Annotated in this window: 25 protein-coding genes; 6 read left to right on the forward strand and 19 right to left on the reverse strand. The window is 63.9% G+C overall.

Going from position 1 to position 25,096, the window contains the following annotated elements; all coding sequences use genetic code 11:
• Positions 1-17: 17 nt before the first annotated feature.
• Positions 18-659, reverse strand: a complete 642-nt coding sequence (locus GC425_RS03480) for an SOS response-associated peptidase (RefSeq protein ID WP_151843815.1) — start codon at positions 657-659, stop codon at positions 18-20.
• A 39-nt stretch (positions 660-698) separates the two neighbouring features.
• Here GC425_RS03480 and aroA point away from each other — a divergent pair, with 39 nt between their 5' ends.
• Positions 699-1,994: a 3-phosphoshikimate 1-carboxyvinyltransferase gene (aroA, locus tag GC425_RS03485; RefSeq protein WP_151843814.1), complete on the forward strand. Its 1,296-nt coding sequence runs from the start codon at positions 699-701 to the stop codon at positions 1,992-1,994.
• A complete protein-coding gene (rsgA, locus tag GC425_RS03490; RefSeq protein WP_151843813.1) occupies positions 1,987-2,979 on the forward strand; it encodes a ribosome small subunit-dependent GTPase A in 993 nt (330 codons plus the stop codon). The genes aroA and rsgA overlap by 8 nt, the downstream gene beginning before the upstream one ends.
• A gap of 15 nt (positions 2,980-2,994) precedes the next feature.
• On the opposite strand, the gene GC425_RS03495 is transcribed toward rsgA, so the two are convergent.
• Positions 2,995-3,501, reverse strand: a complete 507-nt coding sequence (locus GC425_RS03495; protein WP_151843812.1) for a hypothetical protein — start codon at positions 3,499-3,501, stop codon at positions 2,995-2,997.
• A 3-nt stretch (positions 3,502-3,504) separates the two neighbouring features.
• The gene (locus tag GC425_RS03500; RefSeq protein ID WP_151842031.1) at positions 3,505-3,915 is read right to left on the reverse strand and encodes an HAD family hydrolase; all 411 of its coding nucleotides are present in this window, start codon (positions 3,913-3,915) and stop codon (positions 3,505-3,507) included.
• Positions 3,916-4,028: 113 nt separating this feature from the next.
• On the opposite strand from GC425_RS03500, the gene GC425_RS03505 reads away from it, so the two are divergent.
• Positions 4,029-4,595 (forward strand): hypothetical protein, encoded by a 567-nt coding sequence (locus GC425_RS03505; protein WP_151843811.1) that lies wholly within the window; start codon positions 4,029-4,031, stop codon positions 4,593-4,595.
• 3 nt (positions 4,596-4,598) lie between these two features.
• Here the strand turns inward: GC425_RS03505 and secA are convergent, their stop codons facing one another.
• From secA to GC425_RS03550, 9 genes are all read right to left on the reverse strand, one after another.
• Positions 4,599-7,199, reverse strand: a complete 2,601-nt coding sequence (secA, locus tag GC425_RS03510) for a preprotein translocase subunit SecA (protein WP_151843810.1) — start codon at positions 7,197-7,199, stop codon at positions 4,599-4,601.
• A gap of 203 nt (positions 7,200-7,402) precedes the next feature.
• On the reverse strand, positions 7,403-8,056 hold the full coding sequence (hpf, locus tag GC425_RS03515; protein WP_151842034.1) for a ribosome hibernation-promoting factor, HPF/YfiA family: 654 nt from the start codon (positions 8,054-8,056) through the stop codon (positions 7,403-7,405).
• Between the two features lie 97 nt (positions 8,057-8,153).
• A complete protein-coding gene (locus GC425_RS03520) occupies positions 8,154-8,858 on the reverse strand; it encodes a ComF family protein (protein WP_151843809.1) in 705 nt (234 codons plus the stop codon).
• Positions 8,859-8,887: 29 nt separating this feature from the next.
• Positions 8,888-10,627, reverse strand: a complete 1,740-nt coding sequence (locus GC425_RS03525) for an LpqB family beta-propeller domain-containing protein (protein WP_151843808.1) — start codon at positions 10,625-10,627, stop codon at positions 8,888-8,890.
• Entirely contained in the window at positions 10,614-12,278 is a 1,665-nt protein-coding gene (mtrB, locus tag GC425_RS03530; protein WP_151842037.1) for an MtrAB system histidine kinase MtrB, read from the reverse strand. Before mtrB ends, GC425_RS03525 begins: the two co-directional genes overlap by 14 nt.
• A gap of 10 nt (positions 12,279-12,288) precedes the next feature.
• Positions 12,289-12,963, reverse strand: a complete 675-nt coding sequence (gene mtrA / locus GC425_RS03535) for an MtrAB system response regulator MtrA (protein WP_151842038.1) — start codon at positions 12,961-12,963, stop codon at positions 12,289-12,291.
• Positions 12,964-12,966: 3 nt separating this feature from the next.
• Positions 12,967-13,653, reverse strand: a complete 687-nt coding sequence (locus GC425_RS03540) for a dTMP kinase (RefSeq protein WP_151843807.1) — start codon at positions 13,651-13,653, stop codon at positions 12,967-12,969.
• A 4-nt stretch (positions 13,654-13,657) separates the two neighbouring features.
• Complete coding sequence (gene ahcY, locus GC425_RS03545) at positions 13,658-15,130, reverse strand: adenosylhomocysteinase (RefSeq protein WP_151843806.1); 1,473 nt, start codon at positions 15,128-15,130, stop codon at positions 13,658-13,660.
• A 98-nt stretch (positions 15,131-15,228) separates the two neighbouring features.
• Positions 15,229-15,600 (reverse strand): DUF4259 domain-containing protein, encoded by a 372-nt coding sequence (locus tag GC425_RS03550; RefSeq protein WP_151843805.1) that lies wholly within the window; start codon positions 15,598-15,600, stop codon positions 15,229-15,231.
• A 138-nt stretch (positions 15,601-15,738) separates the two neighbouring features.
• On the opposite strand from GC425_RS03550, the gene GC425_RS03555 reads away from it, so the two are divergent.
• Positions 15,739-16,425: a hypothetical protein gene (locus GC425_RS03555; RefSeq protein ID WP_151842042.1), complete on the forward strand. Its 687-nt coding sequence runs from the start codon at positions 15,739-15,741 to the stop codon at positions 16,423-16,425.
• A gap of 9 nt (positions 16,426-16,434) precedes the next feature.
• On the opposite strand, the gene manA is transcribed toward GC425_RS03555, so the two are convergent.
• The 3 genes from manA to GC425_RS03570 are packed head-to-tail and all read right to left on the reverse strand — an operon-like array spanning position 16,435 to position 19,453.
• A complete protein-coding gene (manA, locus tag GC425_RS03560; protein WP_151843804.1) occupies positions 16,435-17,565 on the reverse strand; it encodes a mannose-6-phosphate isomerase, class I in 1,131 nt (376 codons plus the stop codon).
• Between the two features lie 26 nt (positions 17,566-17,591).
• The gene (locus GC425_RS03565) at positions 17,592-18,968 is read right to left on the reverse strand and encodes a phosphomannomutase/phosphoglucomutase (RefSeq protein WP_151843803.1); all 1,377 of its coding nucleotides are present in this window, start codon (positions 18,966-18,968) and stop codon (positions 17,592-17,594) included.
• 20 nt (positions 18,969-18,988) lie between these two features.
• Entirely contained in the window at positions 18,989-19,453 is a 465-nt protein-coding gene (locus tag GC425_RS03570; RefSeq protein ID WP_151843802.1) for a DUF3499 domain-containing protein, read from the reverse strand.
• A 40-nt stretch (positions 19,454-19,493) separates the two neighbouring features.
• Between GC425_RS03570 and GC425_RS03575 the strand changes: the two genes are divergently transcribed.
• Positions 19,494-19,961, forward strand: coding sequence for a metallopeptidase family protein (locus tag GC425_RS03575; RefSeq protein ID WP_151843801.1), 468 nt, complete (start codon positions 19,494-19,496; stop codon positions 19,959-19,961).
• Between the two features lie 3 nt (positions 19,962-19,964).
• Here GC425_RS03575 and GC425_RS03580 read toward each other — a convergent pair whose 3' ends face one another.
• The 4 genes from GC425_RS03580 to rfbD form a co-directional block, all read right to left on the reverse strand.
• The gene (locus GC425_RS03580) at positions 19,965-20,303 is read right to left on the reverse strand and encodes a WhiB family transcriptional regulator (protein ID WP_151842047.1); all 339 of its coding nucleotides are present in this window, start codon (positions 20,301-20,303) and stop codon (positions 19,965-19,967) included.
• A gap of 297 nt (positions 20,304-20,600) precedes the next feature.
• Positions 20,601-21,689, reverse strand: a complete 1,089-nt coding sequence (locus tag GC425_RS03585; protein WP_151842048.1) for a sugar phosphate nucleotidyltransferase — start codon at positions 21,687-21,689, stop codon at positions 20,601-20,603.
• A 62-nt stretch (positions 21,690-21,751) separates the two neighbouring features.
• Positions 21,752-22,627: a glycosyltransferase family 2 protein gene (locus GC425_RS03590; protein WP_151843800.1), complete on the reverse strand. Its 876-nt coding sequence runs from the start codon at positions 22,625-22,627 to the stop codon at positions 21,752-21,754.
• A gap of 10 nt (positions 22,628-22,637) precedes the next feature.
• Complete coding sequence (rfbD, locus tag GC425_RS03595) at positions 22,638-23,507, reverse strand: dTDP-4-dehydrorhamnose reductase (protein WP_231699670.1); 870 nt, start codon at positions 23,505-23,507, stop codon at positions 22,638-22,640.
• A 47-nt stretch (positions 23,508-23,554) separates the two neighbouring features.
• On the opposite strand from rfbD, the gene GC425_RS03600 reads away from it, so the two are divergent.
• Positions 23,555-25,096 (forward strand): LCP family protein, encoded by a 1,542-nt coding sequence (locus tag GC425_RS03600; RefSeq protein ID WP_151843798.1) that lies wholly within the window; start codon positions 23,555-23,557, stop codon positions 25,094-25,096.

A 25,096-nucleotide genomic window follows, 5' to 3' on the forward strand; every position in this document is an offset into this window, starting at 1 on the left:
ACGTTGTCCCTAGTAGTTTATTCCCACCCGATCAGCGCCGGTGAATTATTGCGCACGCTGCCGACCTGCCGCGAGGCTTTCCTCGATGTGAGACCGGCGTGGGCGACCGCCTCGGCGTCGATGGTGGCAAGGACAGACCAGTCCTCCCCCTGCAACCAGGCGTCCAGCTCCCCCTCCCCCAGCAGCAGGCGAGGCATGCGATGATGAAGCCACTCCAGTTCGGGAACGGCAGCACAGGTGACGATCGTGGCATACAGCACCCCCTCGCGCACCGTGCACAGTCCCGCCACGATCAGCGGCTGCTCATCTGCGCAATGGGTGAACCACGGCTGCTTCTCCCCGCGCTCGCCTGTCCACTCGTACCACCCGTCCATCACGAACGCACACGGGAGGCTCCCCGTAAACAGGGGCTTATCCTTCAGGGTCTCACCGCGGGCATTAAACACGGTGCGCGGCGGATAGCCCCACTGCGCGGGCCCCACCGTCGGCACGCCCTGAAACAGGCGAATAATCGGCACCACATGCGTGGGCGCCACATTAAAATTCGGCTGCAATTCCTGCGTCTGTACTGTCTGAGGACTCGGCCCCTGCGACAGATGCTGCGCCACAGTGGACGCAATCTGCTCCATCGAACTAAACAACACATAACGGCCACACATATGTCCCATTATGACGGGAAATTTGGAACAATAGAGGGCATGACGACTGACGATTTGTGGCCAGCACCCCTCGCAGAGAAACCCATCGACGCAACCGTAGCCATCCCCGGCTCGAAATCCATCACCAACCGTGCGCTGATCCTCTCCGCGCTGGCCGACGGGCCGTCCACCATCAATGGCGCCCTCATCAGTCGCGACACGCTCCTCATGGCGGACGCCCTGCGCCAGCTCGGCACCTCCATCACCGTCGACGGCACCACCATCCACGTGGTCCCCACGGACACCCTGCACGGCGGGACCATTGACTGCGGCCTGGCCGGCACCGTCATGCGCTTCGTCCCGCCCGTGGCCGTGTTGGCCCAGGGCACGGTGGAGTTCGACGGTGACGAGCAAGCCCGGCGTCGGCCCATGGCCACCACCATCAACAGTCTCACCGCCCTGGGCGCGGCAGTCCAGTCCACCTCCAGCACGCCTACGCAGTCCCTCCCGTTCCTCCTGCAGGGCACCGGCGCGATCGACGGCGGCCAGGTGGTCATCGACGCCTCCTCGTCCTCCCAGTTCGTCTCCGGCCTCCTGCTCGCCGGCGCCCGCTACACCGAGGGCCTCACCGTCATCCACGACGGGGACTCCCTGCCCTCCCAGCCGCACGTGGAGATGACCGTGGAGATGCTCCGCGCCGCCGGCGTGACCGTGGAGGTGGCGCACAACCGGTGGACGGTCCAGCCCGGCCCCATCGCCGCCCGCACCTGGAATGTGGAGCCGGATCTGTCCAACGCCACCCCGTTCATGGCCGCCGCGGCCGCCACGGGTGGCACGGTGCGCATCGCCCAGTGGCCGCAGAGCACCACGCAGCCGGGCGACCAATTCCGCACCATCCTGGAGGACATGGGCACCGATGTGGATTTCGACGCCCACAACCAGGAGCTCATCGTCCGCGGCACGGGGGAACTCCAGGGCATCACGTGGGACATGCACGACATCGGCGAGCTCACCCCCACGGTGGTGGCGCTGGCTGCCCTGGCGCACAGCCCCTCCCACCTGTACGGCATCGCGCACCTGCGCGGCCACGAGACCGACCGGCTGAAGGCGTTGGCGGACAACATCAACGCCTTGGGCGGCCAGGTGAAGGAAACCGCGGACGGCCTGGTCATTGAGCCGAAGCCGCTGCAGGGAGGCACGTGGCTGTCCTACGCGGATCACCGCATGGCCACCGCTGGTGCGATCCTGGGCCTCACAGTCGAGGGCATCCACGTGGAGAACATCGACACCACCGCAAAGACCCTTCCGGGCTTCCGCGAGCGATGGGCCCAGCTGCTGGGGCGCGCCCGTGGCTAGGCGGGACTGGGACGAATCGGACATCAGGATCCGTCCCTCCAAACGCTCCCGCCCCCGCACGAAGGACCGCCCCGAGCACAAGGACGCCAAGCGGGGAATGGTGATCTCCAAGGACCGCGGCCGCTGGGGCGTGGTCCTGGAGGACACGGGCGTGGAAGTGACGTGCATGCGTGCCCGGGAGATGGGCCGCACCGCGGTGGTGGTGGGCGACCGCGTGGGCGTGGTGGGTGACACCTCCGGGAAGAAGGACACCCTGGCCCGGATCGTGAAGCTGGAGGAGCGCACCAGTGTGCTGCGCCGCACCGCGGATGACACCGACCGCTACGAGCGCATCGTGGTCGCCAACGCCGATAACCTGCTGATCGTCACCGCCGTGGCCGATCCCCCTCCCCGCGCAGGCTTCGTGGAGCGGGCGCTCATCGCCGCGTTCGTGGGCGGGCTGCGGCCGATCCTGTGCCTGACGAAATCCGACCTGGCCGATCCGCGCGAGTTCGCCGCCGAGTTTGTGGACCTGGGCCTGGAGATCCTGCTGACGGGCGTGGACGATGACCTCTCCCCCCTCGTCGCCCGCTTGAACAACGCCGTGTCCGCCACCGTGGGCCATTCGGGTGTGGGCAAATCAACCCTGGTCAATCGTCTTGTCCCCGACGCCGAGCGCGCCACCGGAGAAGTCAGCGGAGTGGGCAAGGGGCGCCATACCTCCACGCAATCCGTGGCCTTGAAACTGCCCGGCGGTGGGTGGGTCATCGACACCCCGGGAATCCGAAGCTTCGGCCTGGCTCACGTGGACCCAGAGACCATCATCGGGGTCTTCGACGATCTCCGCGAGATCGCCGAGACGTGCCCGCGAGGGTGCACGCACATCGGCCCTCCCGCCGATCCTGAATGCATGCTGGACACCTTAGAGGGGGCGTCCGCCCGCCGAGTGAGCGCGGTGCGCCGTCTGCTCGAAGCGCTGCGATCCAACAACCACTGGGAGCTGTAGAGCAGCTGCCTTTGTCTAGAGCAGGTCCACCAGGAACGCGAGTTCCTTGGCGTCGTACCAGCTCATCAGGTTATCCTCGGCGTCACCTAGGGCCAGCTCGGCATCCTCATCACCAAGATCGGCCTCGTCGATACAGGTGATGGCTTTCGCGGTGGCGGCTTCGGCGTCGGCATCATCCACGTGAATCGCCGCCAGCTGCGCAATCGAGAGCACGGCGGGTGACACACGCACCACGGACTCCCCATCCGCCGGAGACATCTGCAGGGACGCATCGGCGATGTCCGCGCTGATTACCACGCGGCGGTGCGGGAAACGCTGCTCATCCCCCGAGGCCAGCAGGCGCAGCGAAGCGCGGGCCGCATCCAGAAAGGCGGTGTACGCCAGCTCCTCCTCATCGCCACCCGTGTAAAACTCGCGCACCGCAGGGGTCAGCGCGAACGCCACGCCCGAGCGGATCGGGTGCTCCCCGTCCGCCTTCAGCGCGCTCAGCATGTCGAAGGTCGCTGGAATATACACACGCATGGGCTAAAACTCCCCCTCCAGGCCAAACAGGCCCTGGATCTCCACCACTGCGCGGTCAAATTGCTGGTAGTACACGCCCACAAGGCCCGCCTCCACAGCGCCGCGGATGTTCACGATGTTATCGTCCACCAACACCAGATCCTTGCGGTTAAGCTCCAGGCGGTCGGCGGTGATGGTGAAGATCTCCTCCGACGGCTTCTCAGCACCCACCTCGCCGGACAGGATCACGTGGTCCACATACCCTGCCTCCTGCCACTGACGGATCGGGGCGGCGGCGTCCCCGCCGGGATCATTCGACAAAATGGCCGTGCCCAGGCCCTCGGTGCGCGCGGCAGTCAGCAACTTGCGCCACCGACGACGATCCTCTTCCGCACCATCCAATACACCGCAATAGTCAACAATTAATGCACGCATGGTGTCCATTCTGCCATGAAATAGACGCGTGGAAAGAACATGCGCTAGGCTGCCTGGTACGCGCGTGTATGCGCGTCGTCTTACGACAGTCACCACAGATATCGGGGGAATCGATGACTGCCACAGTACCGACCGAGCACACTGAACCTACTGAGCACACCGAGCACACTGCCACCTGCGTGCTGCCGGGCTACGCCATCCTGCGCCGCCCGTCACCGCCGGACCCGGTCACCGTCGCCACCAGCAACGCGCTACCCACAGCTGACAACGGCGAGGATCACGGCCCCTCCGTCACCCCGCCCCGGGTCGAGCACGTCGCGGGCATGCTCACCCTCTGGCTGGAGATCCTGCAGCGCCTCAGGCCGGTGCACATCCTGGCCAAGGGTCCCTTCCACCCACGCATCACGCCCTACACGTACGAGGTCCAGCGCAGGATTCCGCCGGGCACCAGCCTCACGCTCAAGAGCCTGCACCTGCAGCCGCCCGTGTCCAGCCTGCGCGGCTACCGGCACGAGGTGCGCTTCTGCGCCACCATCGTGGTGGGCAGGCGCATCCGCGCGGTCGCGGGGACCCTGTGCCTGCGGCGCTCCAAGTTCAAGGTGCCGTTGGATCGGCTCACCCCCACAACAAAAACTCGAGGCACCAATCGATGGCGCCTCGAGTCCCTCCACGTAATCTAGCTGCTAGCCACCCGTCACGGAGTTAGATTCCTGGGTCTCCACATGCTGCGCGGGATCGTGCAGCGGCATCGAGCCGGACGCGTTGTTCTGCGCCATCTGCTTGCGCACCAGGAAGAGCTGGCGGATCGTCTCCTCCTTGATGCCCTCCTTCATGCGGTTGAACATGTCGCCACCTTCACGCTGGTACTCCACCAGAGGATCGCGCTGCGCCATCGCGCGCAGGCCGATGCCCTCCTTCAGGTAGTCCATCTCGTAGAGGTGCTCGCGCCACTTCTCATCCACCACGTTCAGCAGAGCGGCGCGCTCCATGCCACGCATCTGCTCCTCGCCGCCGATGGCAGCCACCGTTTCCTCCAGCTCGTCGTACTGGCCATTGGCATCCTCGAGCAGAGCCTCCAGCAGCTGACCGGAGGACAGCTCGCCGGCCTTGCCATAGTCGGTGCCCTCCACCAGCTCCTCGTGGGTGAAGGACGGCCCGTAGAGCGCCTCCAGGGCGTTCCACAGCGTATCCAGGTCCCAGTCCTCCACATAGCCCTCGGCCGTCGCGCCGTCCACGTACGCGGCAATGGTGTCCCTCAACATGCCGCGGATCTGCACCGCCACGTCTTCGCCTTCGAGGATCTGACGACGCTCACGGTAGATCACCTTGCGCTGCTCGTTCATGACCTCGTCGTACTTCAACACGTTCTTGCGCATCTCAAAGTTCGCGGCCTCCACCTGGCCCTGGGCGCTCTTGATGGAGTTGGTGACCATCTTGGAGTCAATGGCCTCATTGTCCGGGATGTTCAGGCGAGTCATCATCGCCTCCATGGTCTGTCCCACGAAGCGCACGATCAGGTCGTCACGCATGGACAGGTAGAAGCGGGTCTCACCCGGGTCACCCTGACGGGCGGAACGGCCTCGGAGCTGGTTGTCGATACGGCGGGACTCGTGACGCTCCGTGCCCAACACGTACAAGCCACCGGCCTCGCGCACGATCTCCGCTTCCTTCTTGGAGGCCTCGCGCACCTTCGCGATCTCCTCATCCCAGGCCGTCTCGTAGGCCTCCGGGTCCTCCACGGGATCCAGGCCACGCTCGCGCAGGTTAATGTCCGCCAAGATGTCTGGGTTACCGCCCAGCACGATGTCCGTACCACGGCCGGCCATGTTCGTTGCCACGGTCACGGCACCAGAACGGCCCGCCTGGGCCACGATCTCGGCTTCCTGCTCGTGGTACTTCGCGTTCAGCACGGAGTGCCGGATGCCGCGGCGCTGCAGCAGCTTGGACAGGTACTCGGAACGCTCCACGGAGGTGGTACCCACCAGAACCGGCTGGCCCTTCTCCACGCGCTCGGCGATGTCATCGGCCACGGCCTCGAACTTGGCCTCTTGGGTCTTGTAGATCAGATCCACCTGGTCCACGCGCTGGTTCTCCCGGTTCGTCGGGATCGGGGCAACATCCAAGCCGTAGGTGGACTTCAGCTCAGCAGCCTCGGTCTCCGCGGTACCGGTCATTCCGGACAGCTTGTCGTACATGCGGAAGTAGTTCTGGAGGGTCACGGTCGCCAGCGTCTGGTTCTCGTTCTTAATCTCCACCCCTTCCTTCGCCTCGATGGACTGGTGGATGCCCTCGTTGTAACGGCGACCCTCCAACACACGGCCCGTGAACTCGTCCACGATCATGACCTCGCCATTACGGACAATGTAGTCCTTATCCCGAGTGAAGAGTTCCTTGGCCTTGATGGAGTTGTTGAGGTAGCTCACCAGCTGAGAGTGCTCAGGGGCATACAGGTTTTCAATGCCCAGCTGGTCCTCAACAAACTCCACGCCCTCTTCCTTGATACCGACGGTCTTCTTCCGCTCGTCGATTTCATAGTGGATGTCGCGCGTCATCTTCGGAGCGATCCGGGCAAACGCCACGAACCACTCGCTGGATCCACCCACGGGACCCGAAATAATCAGAGGGGTACGGGCCTCATCGATCAGGATGGAGTCCACCTCATCGATGATCGCGAAGTTGTGGCCACGCTGCACCAAGTCATCCAGGGAGTGCGCCATGTTGTCGCGCAGGTAATCGAAACCAAACTCGTTGTTGGTTCCGTACGTGATGTCTGCGGCGTACGCCTGGCGTCGTTCAGCAGGTCGCTTGTTGGACAGAATCACATCGGTGGTCAGTCCCAGGAAACGGTGAACACGGCCCATCCATTCCGCGTCACGCTTCGCCAGGTAATCATTCACGGTGACCACGTGCACACCCTTGCCGGACAGAGCGTTCAGGTAGGCGGGGAGCACACAGGTCAGGGTCTTACCCTCACCGGTCTTCATCTCGGAGACAAAGCCGTAGTGCAGGCCCGCGCCACCCATGATCTGCACCTTGTAGTGCTTCTGCCCCAGCACGCGCCAGGATGCCTCGCGGGCGGTCGCGAATGCCTCCAGCAGAACATCGTCCAGAGACTCACCCTTGTCCTGGATGCGCGTTTGAAACTCCGCAGTTTTCTCGCGAAGTTCATCATCGCTGAGCTGTGCATACTGCTCATCGAGATCCATCACCTGTTCAGCGATCTTCTCAAGGCGCTTGACGTTGCGTCCTTCGCCGATACGGAGAATCTTGGAGAGTCCAAACACTGGTCAGTTGGTCCTTTTCGTTTGAGGGTCGAGCAGAGCCTTAAAAAGCATCCCTGCTACTTGCACAATGCTAAGCATCCTACTCCGGTTTGCATCCCGGAGCGAACCTTAAGCGCACACAATTCATAAAAACACCCTATATTGAGCCCTTCGACGGAAGGGTCAACATAGGGTGCCGGGGCGTGCCATCGGTTCTCTAAGGATTACTCCTTAATGGCAATCAATCCGTAGTCGTAAGCGTGGCGGCGGTACACCACGGACGGCTGGTTGTTCTCCTCGTTGATGAACAGGTAGAAGTCGTGGCCCACCAGCTCCATCTCGGACAGCGCGTCATCCACGCTCATCGGAACAGCCTTGTGGGTCTTGCGGCGCACAACCTGGCCAGGCTTGAACTGATCCTCGTACGGATCAACATCGTACTTGCCGGGTGCTTCTTCCTGTGGCTTTGCTTCCTCCACCAGCTGAGCTGCCACTTCACCGGTGGACAGCGGTGCACGGTGGCCGGAGCGGGAGATGCGGCGGCGAGCCTTCACCTTGCGCAGGGAGCGCTCCATGCGGCCGATGGCCACTTCCAGGGCAGCGTAGAAGCTGTCTTCCTTGGCCTCTGCGCGGGCGATGTGGCCCTTGCCGGATGCGGTGATCTGAATGCGGTCGGACTCATCAGCACGGCGCGGGTTCGGCTCGTGCTGCAGCTCCACGTGGAAAGAGGTCAGCGTTGGGTCCAAACGTTCAATCTTCGCCAGGCGGGCATTGACTCGATCTGCGAAATGCTCCGGAACTTCAACGTTCCTGCCGGTGATTTCAACGTGTGCTTGTGGAGCTTCTTGGTTGACTGGTGCGGAGTTGTCCTTGGACATCGCGCAACCTCCTTCAATCCTCGTGGTCACCACGCGTCACTGGGTGGGATTACTCAGCGCCCGCTGTGATGCTCTTTCCACCTCTAGGATAGCAAAACTACACGGCCGCGAGGACGAGGATCGCGTCCACCACAATCCCCACGCTGGCCAGCGATAATGCAAAGTGCGCACTGGTCGCGCCGGTGGTGAGGACGTCATCCACAATCACCACGCGGGCACCCCGGCTGAGGTACTCGCGTGCGCTGCTCACCCGTTCTGGATGCATGTCAATCGACGCCGCGATGTTACTTCGTCGCTGTTGCCGGCCAAGTCCCACCGAATCCCGTGCTCGCTCGTTGACGTGCGCCAGCTGAAACACGCCGATGTTCGCGCTCGCCTGCGGGTGCCGCGCGCTGTGCAGGGCTCGGGTGATGAGCGCCGCGCGGGTGACGACGTCCCCGCCGCGGTTCTTTTCCGCCGAACGCCGGGTCGGTGCGGGCAGCAGCGCCACAGGCCCTAGGCGCGGATCCGGCACCACCCCGCGGGAGGCGATGCCCTGCAATCCCGTGTAGTACATCCGCCCCATCAGGTCGATCGCCGCGGCACGCAGCCGGTCCTTCGCCGCGATCACCAGGCTCCGGCGGGGCCCACCATAGGCCCCCGCCGCGTAGACGGGTGCCACAGCCACGGGTGGATCCCACCGCTGCCAGGGCGCTGAGAGATCCGCCAGGCACTCCGGGCACGCCGGATGCCCCGAGCCCACCAGGCGTCCGCAGCACACGCAGTCCGCCCGGAGCACAAGATCAGCGATGTCCCCCCACATGGCCTTGTCCCCCGTTTCTATTTTCTCCGTTAGTACGGCAGCACCGGCACCGAGCGCAAGCCCTGCACCGACGGCACCTCGCGCCAGAAGCGTTGGTCCTCGTAGACGGAATTGTATTGCATCAACGCGCGCGAATCCGTGGCGTAGAGCGTATTGCCCTCCGCCGCCACGGCCACCACCGGGGCGTTCAGGTTGCGGCTCGGCAACTGCACGTACTCCGAGCCGTCCACGCTGAGCTGCCACAGTGGCGCGTCGTTGGCGCGGGTGCCCACGATGATGCTGCCGTCGGCTCGCCAGTCCGCGCTTACGGCGGTATCGCCCAGCTGATAGCCAATCTCCAGCGGCTTGCCCAGCACAGTATTGCGGTTGCTGTCCCCCGTTTCCAGCACAGAGACAAACACACGTCCGTTAATCACCATCAACGCCCGCGCGCCCGAGCGGGACACCCGGAACACGCTGATCTTGGGATCCTCCATGTGCAGATCCTCCAAGCTCGACGCATCAATCTTGTGATGCTGCATCGCACCCGACGCCGAATCCTGAGTGAAGTGGTGGATCGTGTCCCCGTCGGACACGGCGTACAAGTCCCCCGTCAGCGGGGTCCACGACGGACGCGTGATGGAATCGGCCTTCAGCAGCGTCTGCGGAACCCCATTGGCCTCGCCGAGCATGAGGGAACGCTGGGCGTCGCCCTCCCCGGTCACGGCAGCGAACATCGACCGCTGCCCGCTCACCGCCAGGGAGTCCACCCAGTGGTCGGACAGCCAGCCGCCCTCCGCTGTGGAGGCACCATTTTCCTGGCGGTACACGGCACCATGAGCCACCATGCGCAGTGGCTCTGCCACCTCAATGTTCGGATCAAACTGGGACACATGCTGAACTTGCCAGCCATCCTCGCGCTGGCTCACGGGGTTGGTCCCCTCGGCCAGGATCTTGTACGGACCGCGCAGATCCGAGCTAGCCAGGGTCCACACCACCTGTGCCGCCAGCATCTCCCAGCTCTCGGCATTCAGGTCACTCATGCCCAGAAGATCCACGGAGTACCCGCGATGCTCCTCCTCCGTCACGCGCGCGGTCACGCCGCTCGGAATGAGCGAGCGCACCCCACGGGACAACTCACTCGACGGCCCCAACGTCAACAGGAACATCAGCGTATTGGGCACGGAGGCCACGCCGTTGTACACCCAGCGCGGATCGGACACGAGAGCGTTACCCGCCTGCTCCATGAAGTACAGCTTCCGCTGGGTGTAGTGCGTCACGAAATCACTGCGCTCCATCACCACCACATCGGGCAGGTCCGAAATCCGCCACTGTCCATCCACCTTCGTCATCCGGTATTCGGCCTCGAAATCGGACAGCTCCGGCCGAAACGCACCATTAACGCCTAGTTGCCCCACCATGTTGCCTCGCACCCGGTACGTGATCGAGCCACCATCCGAGGCACCCACGGACGTGATATCGGTGCGTTCCAAGATCATGATGGGGATCGCGTCACGCCAGGCGTCGGCAGCAGAAGGGGTCAGGAACGCCCTGGCGGCCTTGTGGTGCCCCGTGGGGTGGGCGCTGGCGCTCATGAAGTCGCGCAACAGCAGGTCAGACGGGCGATCGTCGACGGGCACGGGCACGTTCTCCACATCGGGCGTGGGCGCGTAGGAGCTGATGGCCTCCGGCTTCGTGGACTCCGGAATGGATGTGCAGCCCACCGCCATCCACAGGCTGGACGCCGCCACGGCGGCAGTGACGCACCGCACGGTTTTACTGCTCGTCATCGCTACCTCCGTTGTCTAGAGTCCGATCCACAGCCAACGGCAACGGCGAGGACACCACAACATCCCCACTGTTGCGCGGCAAGGTCAGGCGGAAACACGCGCCCACTCCAGGCTCGCCGATCGCTTCCAGGCGACCACCATGCAGCTCGGCATCCTCCTTCGCAATCGCCAGCCCCAGGCCGGTACCGCCGGTCCGCCGCTCGCGGGACGGATCCGACCGCCAGAAACGATTGAACACCAAGTTCTCCTCGCCAGGCTTCAGCCCCACACCGTGATCCACCACGGTCAGCGCCATGGAGGACTCCCCCACGGCCAGGGTGACATCCACGGGCCGGGACTCGGAATGGTCCACGGCATTGGCCATCAGGTTACGCACGATGCGCTCAACGCGTCGGGAATCCACCTCCATCATCACGGCCGAGTCGGGTAGGTTCAGGCGCACCTCCGCGCCCGTCTCCTCTGCGATGGCGTGCACTTGCTGATGCGCCGAGCGGATGATGCCGCGCACATCCACCAGCTCGTTGGATAGGTTCGCCACGCCGGCGTCGTGCCTCGAAATCTCCAGCAGGTCCCCCAGCAGGGATTCAAAGCGGTCGAGCTCCTTGCTCATCAACGCGGACGCCCGGGCGGTCATCGGGTCCAGGTTGTCCGCATTGTCCTGAATCAGATCCGCGGCCATGCGCACCGTCGTCAGCGGGGTGCGCAGCTCATGGGAGACGTCCGACGTAAACCGCTGCTGCACCGAGCCGAACTCCCTCAGCTCCCTAATCTGTGTGGAGAGCTTCTCCGCCATTTGGTTAAAGCTGGAGCCCAGGCGGGCCACCTCGTCCTGGCCGTTGACCACCATGCGCTCCCGCAGGTTCCCGTCTGCGAAACGCTCGGCCACAAGCGCGGCCCGGCGGATGGGCACCGTGACCTGTTGGGAGAACATCCACACGATGACCACCAGCAGCACGATGAGCACGATCCCGCCGGACATCAGCAGGCCGCGCATGAGGCTCAACGTGGACTCCTCCGCATCCAGGGGGAAGATCAGGTACAGCTCCACATTGGCGATATCCGACGCCACCGGTGACCCGATAATCAGAGCCTTCGCCCGAGGATTACCTCCCACAGGCATGGTCACATGTTGCGTGGCCACCTGGCCCTGACGTACGAAGTCCCGCAGCTCCTCCGGGATCGTCGCCGTATCGGGAACCACGGTCTCTTCGTTGTTCACGTCCGAGGAGATCAACACCGGCTCGAACACCGCCGTGGTGCGCTTTTCCGCGGCGGGGTTGCGATCCACCAACACCGCCCGGGCGCTGGTCAGCCTGATGGCCACCGGGTTCGTGGGGTTCGTTGCCGCGATCTGCTCCTGCACCTTAACGCGGGCGCGATCCATTTCCTCAACCGCGGAGTCGTGCTCGGCGTTCAGCAGCTGTTGGCCCAAAAAGCTCGTCAGCACGATGCCCAGGATGGAGATCACCACAAAGGACGCGATGAACACGCTCCACACCACGCGCACCTGGACAGAGGTTCGCCACCGATAGCGCAAGGTTTTCCACCCCGAGCGCGTTGCTCCGGGTGGATTACTGAAGAAAAACTTGGTGTGGTCCCACCACGAGCCCTCCTGCGATGGGGCCGGTGTCACGTCATTGGGGCTGGACATGACTGAGGAACTACTCCCCGGTCTTATATCCGATACCGCGAACGGTTTGGATGATGCACGGATCGTCGGGGTCCACCTCAATCTTGGAACGCAGGCGCTGGATGTGCACGTTCACCAGACGGGTATCGCTGGCCTTGCGGTAGCCCCACACCAGTTCCAGCAGCTGCTCGCGGGAGAACACCTGCCGTGGCTTGGAGGCCAGGGTCACCAGCAGCTCGAACTCGATGGGGGTCAGGGAGATTTCTTCGCCGTCTCGGAGCACCTGGTGCCCCGGAACGTCGATGGATAGGTCGGCGATCTCCAGGGACTCGGGGCGCTCCTCGGGGGTGCGGCGCAGGCGGGCGCGCACGCGGGCGACCAGCTCCTTGGGCTTGAAGGGCTTGTGGATGTAGTCGTCTGCACCGGACTCCAGGCCCAGCACCACGTCCACCGTGTCCGTGCGGGCGGTGAGCATCACGATGGGGACGGTGGAGTCTTCACGGATTGCCTTGCACGCGTCGATGCCGTTCATGCCGGGCAGCATGACGTCCAGCAGCACTAGGTCGGGTTGGTGGTTGCGCGCCGCCTCCACGGCGTCGTTGCCGTCCCCCACGACGATCGTGTTGAAGCCCTCGCCTTGCAAAACGATGGTCAGCATTTCGGCGATTGCTGGGTCATCGTCCACTACTAGGATTGTTGCTGCCATGGCTTAGTTGTCCTCTTGCACAAGTGTTTGGATGGAGTCTGCGATGTCTTCAGCACAGCTTGTCACGTCGGCCCCGGAAAAGTCCACTACCGTCCATGGGCTGCGCCAGTGGGCTGCGGCGAGGTCTCGGTAGGCCTGCACGGTGCGCTCTTGGAGGTCGCGATCGGCCTCGTAGGCGTCCTGCACGCGGTCTTCGTCGTCAGCTTCCCGAGATGCCACCCGGCTGTGCGCCAACTGCGCGCTGACGTCCACCAGAATCTGCAGATCGGGCACGGGCACGCCCAGGGTGGCGAACTCGAGGTTGTCCACCCACTCCACGATGCTGTGCGAGGCCATGTCGCCGGGCCGTGTCCCCTCCCGCTGGGTGATTCTCGCCGCCGAATATGCTGCATTCGACGCCGCATACCGGTCCAACAGAATCACATACCCATCCGCATCCAAATCGCTGAGCTCGTCTGCGACCTCGTGGCGATCCAGCGCGAAGAGGGTGGCCATGCCGTAGATGGAGTCCGTGAGGTCACCCATCTTCTGGTACAGCCCCTGCTGCGCCAGGTGGGCGTGGACGGAGTGTTCGTAGCGGGGAAACGCCAGGCGCGCCACGGGCAGCTCGCGGCGGATCAGCTCCGCTTCTACTGCCGTGACGAGCGTGTTTTTGCCTGCGCCATCTACGCCTTCAAAGGAAATAATCATAGGACTAGTAGCGGTAGTGCTCCGGCTTGAAGGGGCCCTCCACGTCCACACCGATGTATTCGGCCTGTTCCTTGCTGAGCTTCGTGAGGGTGCCTCCCAGGGCCTCCACGTGGATGCGGGCGACCTTCTCGTCCAGGATCTTCGGCAGGCGGTAGACCTCGTTGTTGTAGTTCTCGGACTTGGTGAACAACTCGATCTGCGCGATCGTCTGATCGGCGAAGGAGTTGGACATCACGAAGGAGGGGTGGCCGGTGGCGTTGCCCAGGTTCAGCAGGCGGCCTTCGGACAGGACCACGATGGACAGTGGTTCGCCGTCAGCGCCGGGGAAGGTGAACTCATCCACCTGCGGCTTGATGTTGACCCGGGACACGTCCTCGCGGTGCAGCAGGCTGGCCATGTCGATTTCGTTGTCGAAGTGGCCGATGTTGCCCAGCACGGCGTGGTTCTTCATCTGCTGCATGTGCTCGAAGGTGATGATGCCCAGGTTTCCGGTTGCGGTGATGACGATGTCCGCGGAGCTGATGGCATCCTCCACGGTCACAACCTCAAAGCCGTCCATGAGGGCCTGCAGGGCATTGATGGGATCCACTTCGGTGACCTTGATGATCGCGCCCTGACCTGCCAGCGCTTCGGCACAGCCCTTGCCCACATCGCCGTATCCGCACAGCAGGACGGTCTTGCCGCCGATGAGCATGTCGGTGGCGCGGTTGATGCCGTCGACCAGGGAGTGGCGAGTTCCGTAGCGGTTGTCGAACTTGGACTTCGTCACGGCGTCGTTCACGTTGATGGCAGGAAATGGGAGCACGCCCTGGTCGGCGAAGTGGTACAGGCGGTGCACGCCGGTGGTGGTCTCTTCGGTCACGCCCTTCACGGAGGTGCTGGCGCGGGTCCAGAGGTCCTTGTCCTCCTGGTAGGCCGTGGAGAGCATGCCGAGGAAGGCGGTGTATTCGTCGGAGTCCTCAGCGGTCGGCTCTGGCACAAGACCGGCGGCCTCGAACTCGGATCCCTTGATGACGGCCATGGTGGCGTCGCCGCCGTCGTCCAGGATCATGTTGGCATCGTGGCCGTCCTCCCAGGTGAAGATCTGGCGCAGGCACCACCAGTATTCGTCCAGGCTCTCACCCTTCCACGCGAAGACGGGTACGCCCGCGGGGGCTTCAGGGGTGCCCTGGCCCACCACGATCGCGGCAGCAGCCTCGTCCTGGGTGGAGAAGATGTTGCAGGACGCCCAGCGCACCTCTGCGCCCAGCGCGGTCAGGGTTTCAATGAGCACAGCGGTCTGCACCGTCATGTGGATGGAGCCGGCGATGCGCGCCCCCTTCAGCGGCTGCTCGTCTGCGTATTCCCGACGCAGCTCCATCAACCCCGGCATCTCGTATTCTGCGAGGCGAATCTGGTGGCGCCCAGATTCCGCAAGAGAGAGGTCGCGAACTTTGAATTCCAGATCGCCGATGCGGTCGGAGGTGAGGTGTGCCATGGGGGACGGAAGCTCCTGATGTCGAAGGGATATGTAAGGGATACTAAAACCGACTGCCAGTGTAACAGTGAGCCCACACACTCACTGTGTTGAGCGTATTAGCTCAGTGCTTCGACGTAGGTCTCCAGCCCTTCCGGGACGTCCTCACCCAGGCGCTCCAGTTCACCATCGAGCAGCTCCAGGGCGGCGTCCACGAGTTCCTGGGAGGCGTGGCCGATGTGGCCACGCACGAAGGGGAAGCGGTCGGCGATGTCCGCCACGGCGTAGGGCGCCCCGCTCCAGATCGCCACCAGGGAAGAAGCCCCCAGCCCCACGGTGTAATCCTGTTGGCCTGGTTCGGCGTTCTTCGTGGCGTCCACGATGGCGTCCTTGAGGGCCATGCTGAGGTCTGTGTAATCCAGCTCGTCCAAGTCCTCAAAGAACTCCTGCACGGCTTCGTCTTCGAAAATGATGTGGTCCCATGTGCTCATAGTGTCAACAGTAGTAACCGTTTCGTGACCATGCTATATTTGACTGCAACTGTGACCTAGGAGTCACCCTTCGCCAACGGCCTAGCCCCGAGCACTGTCGACGAACATCTTTGACGTTACGTCTGGAGTTTTTCACGCATGGACACTGACACTTCTCAGAGCCGCAACGATCGCCACACCTACGTCGGCGGTCGCTTCATCGCGGGCTTCGCCATCGTGGGCATTGCCCTGGCTGTGATCGTGTCCATGTGGACCATCCGCTCCGCCGATTCCGTGGAGAACCGCTCGAATCAGACTGTCACCACACAGACTCACAGCACTGCACAGGAGAGCAGCACCCGATCCAGCACTCCGTCCAGCACCTCGCACTCCCCCACCACCGAAGCGGACAGCACTCCCGAGCAGGCACAGCACGTCGTCCCTCCGCAGGCAACTGCGACCAATGACCCGTACATGCCGCCGCATGCGCTGACGTCCTCCAACAATGACACGAACTACTACGGCCTCACGAATGTCCAGCCCACCTCCCGCTGGCTAGCTGAGGCTGGCAAGGAGCCGGAGCAGCAGACCATGGAGCCGTCCCAGACGTCCCAGCAGGCGCAAGAGCCTGCAGAGAAGGAGACTCCTGCTGGAGGCAAGGTCCCCGACTGGCTGGGAGACTACCTCAACGGCATCCCGAAGCAGCAAAAGGATGGCATGCACCATCTCAAGGATGATTTCCAGTTCCCGTCAGACCTCCCCCTTTTCCAGCCTGCACCGCGTGACCCTTCAGGCAACCAGAGCTCTCAGCGCAGCACCGCGGAGGATGACTCCGCGGAGGAGTAGCCTCCAGCCTTAAGGCACCTGGGCCACGAACGCCCCCGGCCCGCACTCAGCCGCGCTGCGCGCGGGAACCCACAGTGCCTGGCCGCTCGCGAGCTCCTCGCCATCCACACACACAGACTCCGCCGCCGCAAGGACAATCGCCGGCCCTGAAACCTGCACCGGCTCGCCGTTCACATGGCGCAGTTGAAACTCGTCAGCAGGGGTGGGGTAGAGCCCGCTGGGCGTCGGAAGGATTCGGGGATCATCCACCGGATCGCAACGGACAATCCGCAGCAGCTCCTCCACGTCAATATGTTTGCTGGTCAGCCCGCCTCGCAGCACGTTATCGGAGTTCGCCATGATCTCCACGCCCGTGCCCTGCACGTACGCATGTAGCTGCCCGGCGTCCAGGAACAGCGCCTCGCCGGGCTGCAGCACCACGTAATTCAGTAGGAGGGCGCACAGCAGGCCGCGGTCGCCGGGGTATTGCTCGGCGAGGACACGCAGCACGCCCACAACCTCCGCGATCCAGGGCGTGGTCGTCGCGCGATCGACGCGCTCCAGCGCCGCCACGAGCCCGTCCAGCAGCGGGTCAAGCTGGTCTGTGGGCATGGTCATCCAGGTGGTGAGCACCGCCCGAATATTCGACGCCGGCTCGCCCTCCCCCAGCATCTCAAGACAAGAATCCAGCTCTGGGTACTCCAGCGCCTGGATCAGCTCCCGAGTGCGGTCCACGGGCCGGAAGCCGGCGAGCGCCTCGAAGGGGGTGAGCGCGACGAGGAGTTCCGGCTTGTGGTTATCGTCCTTATAGTTGCGCTCGTAGGCGTCCAGGGGGATACCCTGCTGGTTCTCGCGCGCGAAGCCTTCCTGGGCTTGCGCTTTGGTGGGGTGCACCTGGATCGACAGGGCACGCTCGGCGGCAAGCAGTTTCAGCAGGAACGGCAGCTGCTCGCGGCCCGGCCCTAGCTGTCCCTGGGGGTCGGCGGCGATGAGCTGCTGGAGGTCGGTGTCCCCCACGCGCGACGGCGCCGCGGGGTGGGCGCCCAGCCACAGTTCCGCCTCGGGCTGCTCCGTGGGTGCAGGGCGGCCCATCAGTTCCGCCAGGGCCGTGTGCGAGCCCCAGGCGTACGTGCGGATGACTCCTTCAAGTGGACAGTTCATTTGTTCCAAACTACGCGGGTCCGGGCCTAGGCGCGAATAATTGCCAGCGCTTCGTCCACCAGGGCGTCCACTTCGGCCTGGGTGGGGGCTTCGATGTTCAGGCGCAACAGCGGCTCCGTGTTGGAGGCGCGGACGTTCATCCAGGAGCCGTCCTTGAGCTCAATGGTCACGCCGTCCAGGCGGTCCACGGACTCAGTGCGGTCGGCGAAGGCCTCCACCACGGCCTCGGTGCGGCCTACCTGGTCGCTGACCTCGGAGTTGATTTCGCCGGAGGCCTGGTAGAGCTCGTAGGCCTTCTTCAGCTCGCTCAGCGGCTTGTCCTGGCCGCCGAGGGTGGCCAGCAGGTGCAGGGCTGCGATCATGCCGGAGTCCGCGTTGAAGAAGTCGGAGAAGTAATAGTGGGCGGAGTGCTCACCGCCGAAGATGGCATTGGTCTCAGCCATGGTGGCCTTGATGAAGGAGTGGCCCACGCGGGTGCGGACGGGCTGTCCACCCATCTTCGTGACCAGCTCCGGCACGGACTTCGAGGTGATGAGGTTGTGGATGATCGTGGCGCCGGGGTTGTTCTTCAGGTAGCGTTCGGCGATGATGGCGCAAACGGTGGATGGGGAGACTGCCTCGCCCTTCTCGTCCACGATGAAGCAGCGGTCGGCGTCGCCGTCGAAGGCGATGCCCAGGTCCGCGCCGACCTCCACGGTGAACTTCTGCAGGTCCACCAGGTTCTTCGGATCCAGCGGGTTGGCCTCGTGGTTGGGGAAGTTTCCATCCAGCTCGAAGTAGAGGCTATGCAGGTCCAGGGGCTGTCCCTCAAACACAGCGGGAACCGTCAGACCACCCATGCCGTTGCCCGCATCTACGGCAACCTTCAGCGGGCGGATGTCCAGCGGCACCAGGTCCGTGAGGTAGTCCGCGTAGCCCTGCAAGACGTCTTCCTCGGAGTTGCGTCCAGACTCACCCTGGTAGTCCTCGATGCCATCCTGAAGGTCGGCCTTGATGGTGTTCAGGCCGGAATCCTGACCGACGGGCCGGGCGCCGGCGCGGCACAGCTTGATGCCGTTGTACTTCGCGGGGTTGTGAGAGGCGGTGAACATCGCGCCCGGGCAGTTCTTCACGCCGGAGGCGTAGTACAGCTCGTCGGTCGAGGTGAGTCCCAGCGTGATGGTGTCCACCCCCTGGGAGTTCACACCTTCAGCGAACGCGGCGGACAGCCCTGGGGAGCTGTCGCGCATGTCGTGGCCGATGACTACCGTGTCCGCTCCTTCTTCGCGCATGAGGCGGCCGAAGGACGCGCCGACGGCTCGGGTGAACTCCGTGCCGATCTGGCCGGGGCCTTCGCCCACCACGCCGCGCACATCGTAGGCCTTAATCATGGCGTCCAGGTCTTGCTGCTTGTAGGTAGTCATTGCGATTGCCTTCCTGCTGACTAGTCGTTACGCACTGCGCGCAGATGGCGACGTGGGGTTGGTCGCGGCAGATTTCGTCGTGCCGGGTGGAGTCCCGTGGGCACGGGATGGTCGTCCCGACGTTGAACACGGGACGCTCGGTGTTCTTCTTCCAGCTCTTTAAGCCTAATACTATCGGCGGCTTCGTGTTCGTGGGCGTGACGGACAGCCTCGGCCATGGCGCTCAGTTCATCGTCGTCGATGTCGGGGGCTTCGGTGCCAGTCTCGCCGAGGAGGTAGGGGTTGGTGATACTGAGCTGCCACCCATGCGGCGCCGTGGTGCGGCGCGCGTGCTCCTCGCAGAGGTCCCAGCGGTGTGGGTTAGGCACGGCGATCAGTGGGCCGATGATCGCCATCTGGGAGGCGTAGTTGAACTCCAGGGTTGCAATAGCCGGTGTGCAGCAGCCGGGCCTGGAGCATTGTCGTATCAAAGTCACGGGTGTCATTGTAGCGCCTTGGGGTCACAGCGGGCTTATCATCCTAGGCATGGCACAACACATCTCGCGTTCCCGCAATGATCCCCGCGGACGGGGGCTCCGTGGCGTGCTGTTACCGGATCTTCCTCGGTATAAAACGCGTTCGCAGCGTTTCGATAATGCCGTGATCGACGCCTACGAGCCTTACCTCGAGCACTTCCGCTCCGAGCTGGGGGCGCTGGATATTGCGGTGGATATTGTGCCGCGGATGCGCTTGAGCCATGGGGCGTCCACGTGGCCTGAGGATGTTGTGGCCGATGGGGCTGTGCCACTGGGCCGTTTGGTGCCTGCGGGGGTTGACCGCCAGGGCCGTCCCACGCGTCCTCGTATTATTGTTTTCCGACGCCCAGTGGAACTTCGGACCAGCTCTCCTCAGGAGCTGGAGCAGATGTTGCGCCACATCATTGTGCGCCTGGTGGCGGTGTATTTAAACACGGTGCCGGAGGCGATTGATCCCCGGTTCACGTGGGATGTCTAAGTATTAGGCCATCTTCTTCTTGAGGCGGCGGCGTTCGCGCTCGGAGAGTCCGCCCCAAATTCCAAAGCGCTCGTCGTTGGCGAGTGCGTATTCCAGGCATTCGTCACGCACGCCGCAGGCCTGGCAGATGCGCTTAGCTTCGCGTGTGGAGCCACCCTTTTCCGGGAAGAATGCCTCTGGGTCCGTCTGGGCGCACAGGGCTTGTTCTTGCCAGTCCTGTTCTACAGCATCAAAGAGGAGATCGAAGTTCTCCGTCATCTCGAACAGGTTCCGTGGGCGCTCGATCGCCGCCGAACCCTCGGAAATAGGGCCACTAAAGGTGGTCTCCAGGGACTTGTCCACAGTGCGCTCCTATCTTTGTACTCGCGGTGGGCGGTGAGGTGTAAGCACAAGATTACACAAAGGTAATTACATCCCGTCAAGCGACAGCCAAATCACTTTAGCCACACCTGTCACATCAGTAACATCAACACCGCGAGCCACAGGAGCCGTTGACGGTGGCTTCCACAGCAGACACCACATAAGGGGAAAGTTTTCAGGGCAACCACTACATATAGTAGATCCGCCTCACAATTGAGGCGGATCCCACAAGATGTAGGAAAATTCTAAAAAATTTTTAAATACCCCTATTTTGGTCCCCTACATATCTGGGCTGAAGCGCAAACCGCCATCCGGCAGCACCACGCCAGGCCACACGCGCGCACCGTCGACCAGCTCACAGCGCGCACCAATCACGGCCCCTTCACCGATCACGCAGTCCACCACGTGGGCCCGCGCGCCAATCCGCGCGCCGGCACCAATCACGCAGCGCTCCACCGTGGCACCCGCCTCGATCTCCACGCCGTCCATCACCACAGACGTATCAATACGCGTGCCGGCACCAATCTCCGCGCCACGGCCCACCACCGAGCCACCCAGGATCAGCGCGCCGCCATACACGGCCGCCGAATCGTCGATCAGCGCCTCGCCGTGGCGCCCGTCCAGCAGAGGAGACGGCGCAATGCCACGCACCAGATCCGAGGAACCGCGCACGAAGTCCGCAGGCGTTCCCATGTCACGCCAGTAGGACTGGTCCACGTGGCCATACACCCGCGCGCCCCGATCCAACAGATCCGGGAACACGTCGCGCTCCACAGATACCGGCCGGCCCGCCGGGATGGACTCAATCACCGACTTCTGGAACACATAGGAACCGGCGTTGATCTGATCCGTCGGTGGATCCTCCGTCTTCTCCAGGAACGCGGACACCCGCCCCTCAGCATCCGTTGGAACACAGCCGAAGGCCCGGGGGTCGCGCACGCGCAGCAAGTGCAGCGTCACATCAGCCTGCTGCTCCACGTGCGTCTGCAGCACCGAGTTCAGATCCGTGCCACCCAGAACATCTCCGTTGAACACCATCGCCCGGTCGAAACGCAGGTGATCCAGCACGTTGCGGATTCCGCCGCCGGTGCCCAGCGGCTCTTCCTCCACCACGTACTCGATCTCCAGGCCCAGCTGGGAACCATCGCCAAAGTATTCCTCGAACACCTCGGCCTTGAAGGACGTGCCCAGCACCACGTGAGTCATCCCAGCCTGCTTGATGCGGGCCAGCAAATGCTCCAAAAACGGCGCGCCCGCCACCGGCAACATCGGCTTCGGAGTGGAGTTCGTCAGCGGGCGCAAGCGGGTCCCCTTGCCTCCCACCAAAATCACAGCATCAGTCTCAGCGGCCAGATTCGCGGCGTTCATTCCAGTCTTCACCCTTTCTTGTTACGCCTTTGCAGCCTAGAGCTTTCCCCAGCCGTAGTGTGCTACCCCACGCCGTGGGCGGCCTTAATCGCTATAAATTCCCTCACCTTTAAACCGGCCTTCAGCGCTACCCGAAGCGGCGCGTTCTTCCATCCCGGAAGCCGATCCGCCTGGAAACGATAGGCGCTGTCGTGGTGCGCCTTCAGCGTAATCTCGGGGTGCTTACTGGCCGCATGCCCCTGCGCATGCCTAATCTGCGCCGACGGCGTGAAGATGTTCAGCCAGCCCGCGCGTCCCAGACGGTCCCCCAAATCCACGTCCTCCATGTACATGAAATAGCGTTCGTCAAAACCACCGATGGCGTCGAACGCCTCCCAGCGCATCAGCAGGCAGGAACCAGACAGCCACCCGGCAGGTCGCTCCTGATCCATCCTCTCGTCGTCCAGGTAGCGCTTCGTCCACGGATTGGCGGGCCAGATCTTCCCCAGCACCGCATGCCCCACGCCGCTGGCCAGCCCCGGGACCGCACGCGCCGACGGGTACGCGCTCCCATCCGCCTCCCGAATCAGCGGACCCACCGCGGCCGCGCGCGGATGGCGCCGCGCCGCCGCGATCAGCTCATCAATCGCGCCCGCGTCAAACACCACATCCGGGTTAGAGATCACAAAAAATTCATCATCGACGCCGCCAGCGTCCCGCAACTCCCTCAAGTGCCGCGCCCCCAGATTCATCCCCGCACCGTAGCCAATGTTGCCGCCGGAGTGCACCAGCTCCGCCCCGCGCTCCGCCGCCACCGCCTCCGGCGCGCCATCCGTGGAACCGTTATCCACCATCACCACATGGGCACCCTGCTGAGCGGCCTGTGATACGGAATCAATGAAGTCCCACAGGTGCTGCCCCGGGGAATAGGTCACGGTAACGATTGCGATAGGTGCCATGGCGCTGACCCTACCGCAGCGCCTCCCGGAGAGACTCGCGCCACGCAGGCATCGGCGTGAGCTTCACAGATTCGCACAGCTTTTCGTACGCGGACGTGTCGAGCGCCGCATTCAACGGGCGCTGGGCTGCGGTGGGGTACTCCCGCGTGGGCACCGGAGAAACCCGTGCGGGATCGAACCCGGCCTCCTCGAACACCGCCCGGGCGAACGTGAACCAGGTGATCGGCTCGCCTGAGCCCGCGATATGCAGCAGCTGGTTATCGCCCACCCCAGCCTCCGCCAGGTCCACCAACGCCCGCGCCAGATCTAGCGCGCGCGTTGGCCTGCCCCACTGGTCATCCACCACCCGAAGATCCACGCCACGGCTGGCCAAGTCCACCATGGTCTTCACAAAATCCCCGCCGGTGTTCTCCGGCCCGGTGTACACCCACGACGTCCTCACCACCGTCGCACCCGCCGCCAGCGCCGCCCGCTCCCCCGCCAGCTTGCTGCGCCCGTACTCATTGACCGGACCCACAGGATCCGCCTCCCCATTGAGCTGCCCCTCCGGACGGTCGCCCGAAAACACATAATCGGTGGACACGTGAATCATCCGCATGCCGGTCTCCGCGCACGCCAGCGCCAACTCCCCCGGCGCGCGCCCATTGACAGCCCACACCTCCTCGGCACGCGCAGCGTCCTCCGCAGCATCCACCGCGGTAAAGGCGGAGAGGTTCAGGAGGGTGGCGCCTGGCGTCGAATATAAACGACACGCGGAGCGCACGTCTCCGGTGAGGTCCAGCTCCCGGCGGGTCAGAGCGACGGCGTCAGGGACCAGCTGGCACACCGCGCGACCCACCTGCCCCGCGGCACCAACAACAATGAGTTTCTGCGAACACACACGAACAAGTAGACCACACAAAAGACAAAGGGCTAAAGTATGTGGCCATGAGTGAGGACAACATCAGCCGCCATTCTCGGCGCATCAACCCCGCAGTCACCGCCGGGGCACGCCAGATCGGTTCCAAACCAGCGAAGGCGATCCTTGCGGGTCTGTCCGCAGTCCTCCTAGGCGTCACCGGCGCGGGATACTCCGTGCTGGGCGGCCTCGACAACAAACTCGCCTCCGCCGGCGGCCTGGACCTCGGCGGACAAACCGACGGCGCCATGGACATCCTGCTCACCGGCGTGGACTCCCGCACGGACGCCCAGGGCAACCCGCTGTCCCAGGAAGAAATCGACATGCTCCGCGCCGGCGAGGAGGAAGTCACCAACACGGACACCATGGTCCTAATCCGCATCCCCAACGACGGATCCGGCGCCACGGCCGTCTCCCTGCCCCGCGACACCTACGTCAAGACCGACAATTTCGGCAACACGAAGCTCAACGGCGTGTATGGCATCGCGAAGCAAGACCACGCCGACAAGATGGTCCAGGCCGGCGTGACCGACGAGAAAACGATCCAGCAGGAATCCTCCGAAGCCGGGCGTAAGGAGCTCATCAACTCCATCGCGGACCTCACCGGCATCAAGGTGGACCACTACGCCGAGGTGGGACTGCTGGGATTCGTGCTGCTCACCAACGCCGTGGGTGGCGTGGACGTGTGCCTAAACAACGACGTCTCCGAGCCGCTGTCCGGCGCGAACTTCAAGAAGGGCACCCAGACCCTGGATGGCGCCGACGCCCTGAGCTTCGTCCGCCAACGCCACGACCTCCCCCGCGGCGACCTGGACCGCATCACCCGCCAGCAGGTGTACATGGCCAGCCTGGTATCCAAGATCCTGTCCACGGGCACGCTCACCAACCCGTCGAAGCTCAACGAGCTCAGTGGGGCCGTGCAGCGCTCCGTGGTTCTGGACTCCGGCTGGGACGTGATGGGGCTGGCCACGCAGATGCAGAACCTGTCCGGCGGCAACGTGTCCTTCCAGACCATCCCCGTGACCTCCATCGACGGAACCGGCGACTATGGCGAGTCCATCGTCACCGTGGACAAGAAGCAGGTCCACGCGTTCTTCAAGGATCTGCTGGGTGAGGAAGACGGCGGTGAGAAGGCCGATGCCCCGAACTACCCCGCGCGCGAGTACACGGTGGCCATCAAAAACGGCTCCGACACCCAAGGCCTGGCCAGCCGCGTATCCGAGATCACCGCGTCCTTTGGCTTCACCCCCGGCGAGGTGGGCAACGCGGAGGAATCCGGCGATTTCGAATCCTTCGTCAGCGCCCGCAACGCCGAAGATCCGGCCGCTGTGGACCTGGCCAAGAAGCTTGGCGGCTTGAAGATTGTGGAGGATCCAGGCCTGGGAGACAAGGAACTGTCCGTTTCCCTGTCCAGCACGTACAACGGCCCAGGACTCACTGACGAGGAGGCCCCTGAGGACCAGCCCGAGGAGAACTCCGACGTAGTGGGCGAAGAGGGCTCCATCGACGATACCGGCGGCCCTGACGGCCCGATCCACGCCGGCGGGGACACGCCGATGTGTGTGAACTAG

Origin of the sequence: Corynebacterium sp. zg254 (assembly GCF_024701495.1) — a bacterium.
Classification (GTDB): domain Bacteria; phylum Actinomycetota; class Actinomycetes; order Mycobacteriales; family Mycobacteriaceae; genus Corynebacterium; species Corynebacterium zhongnanshanii.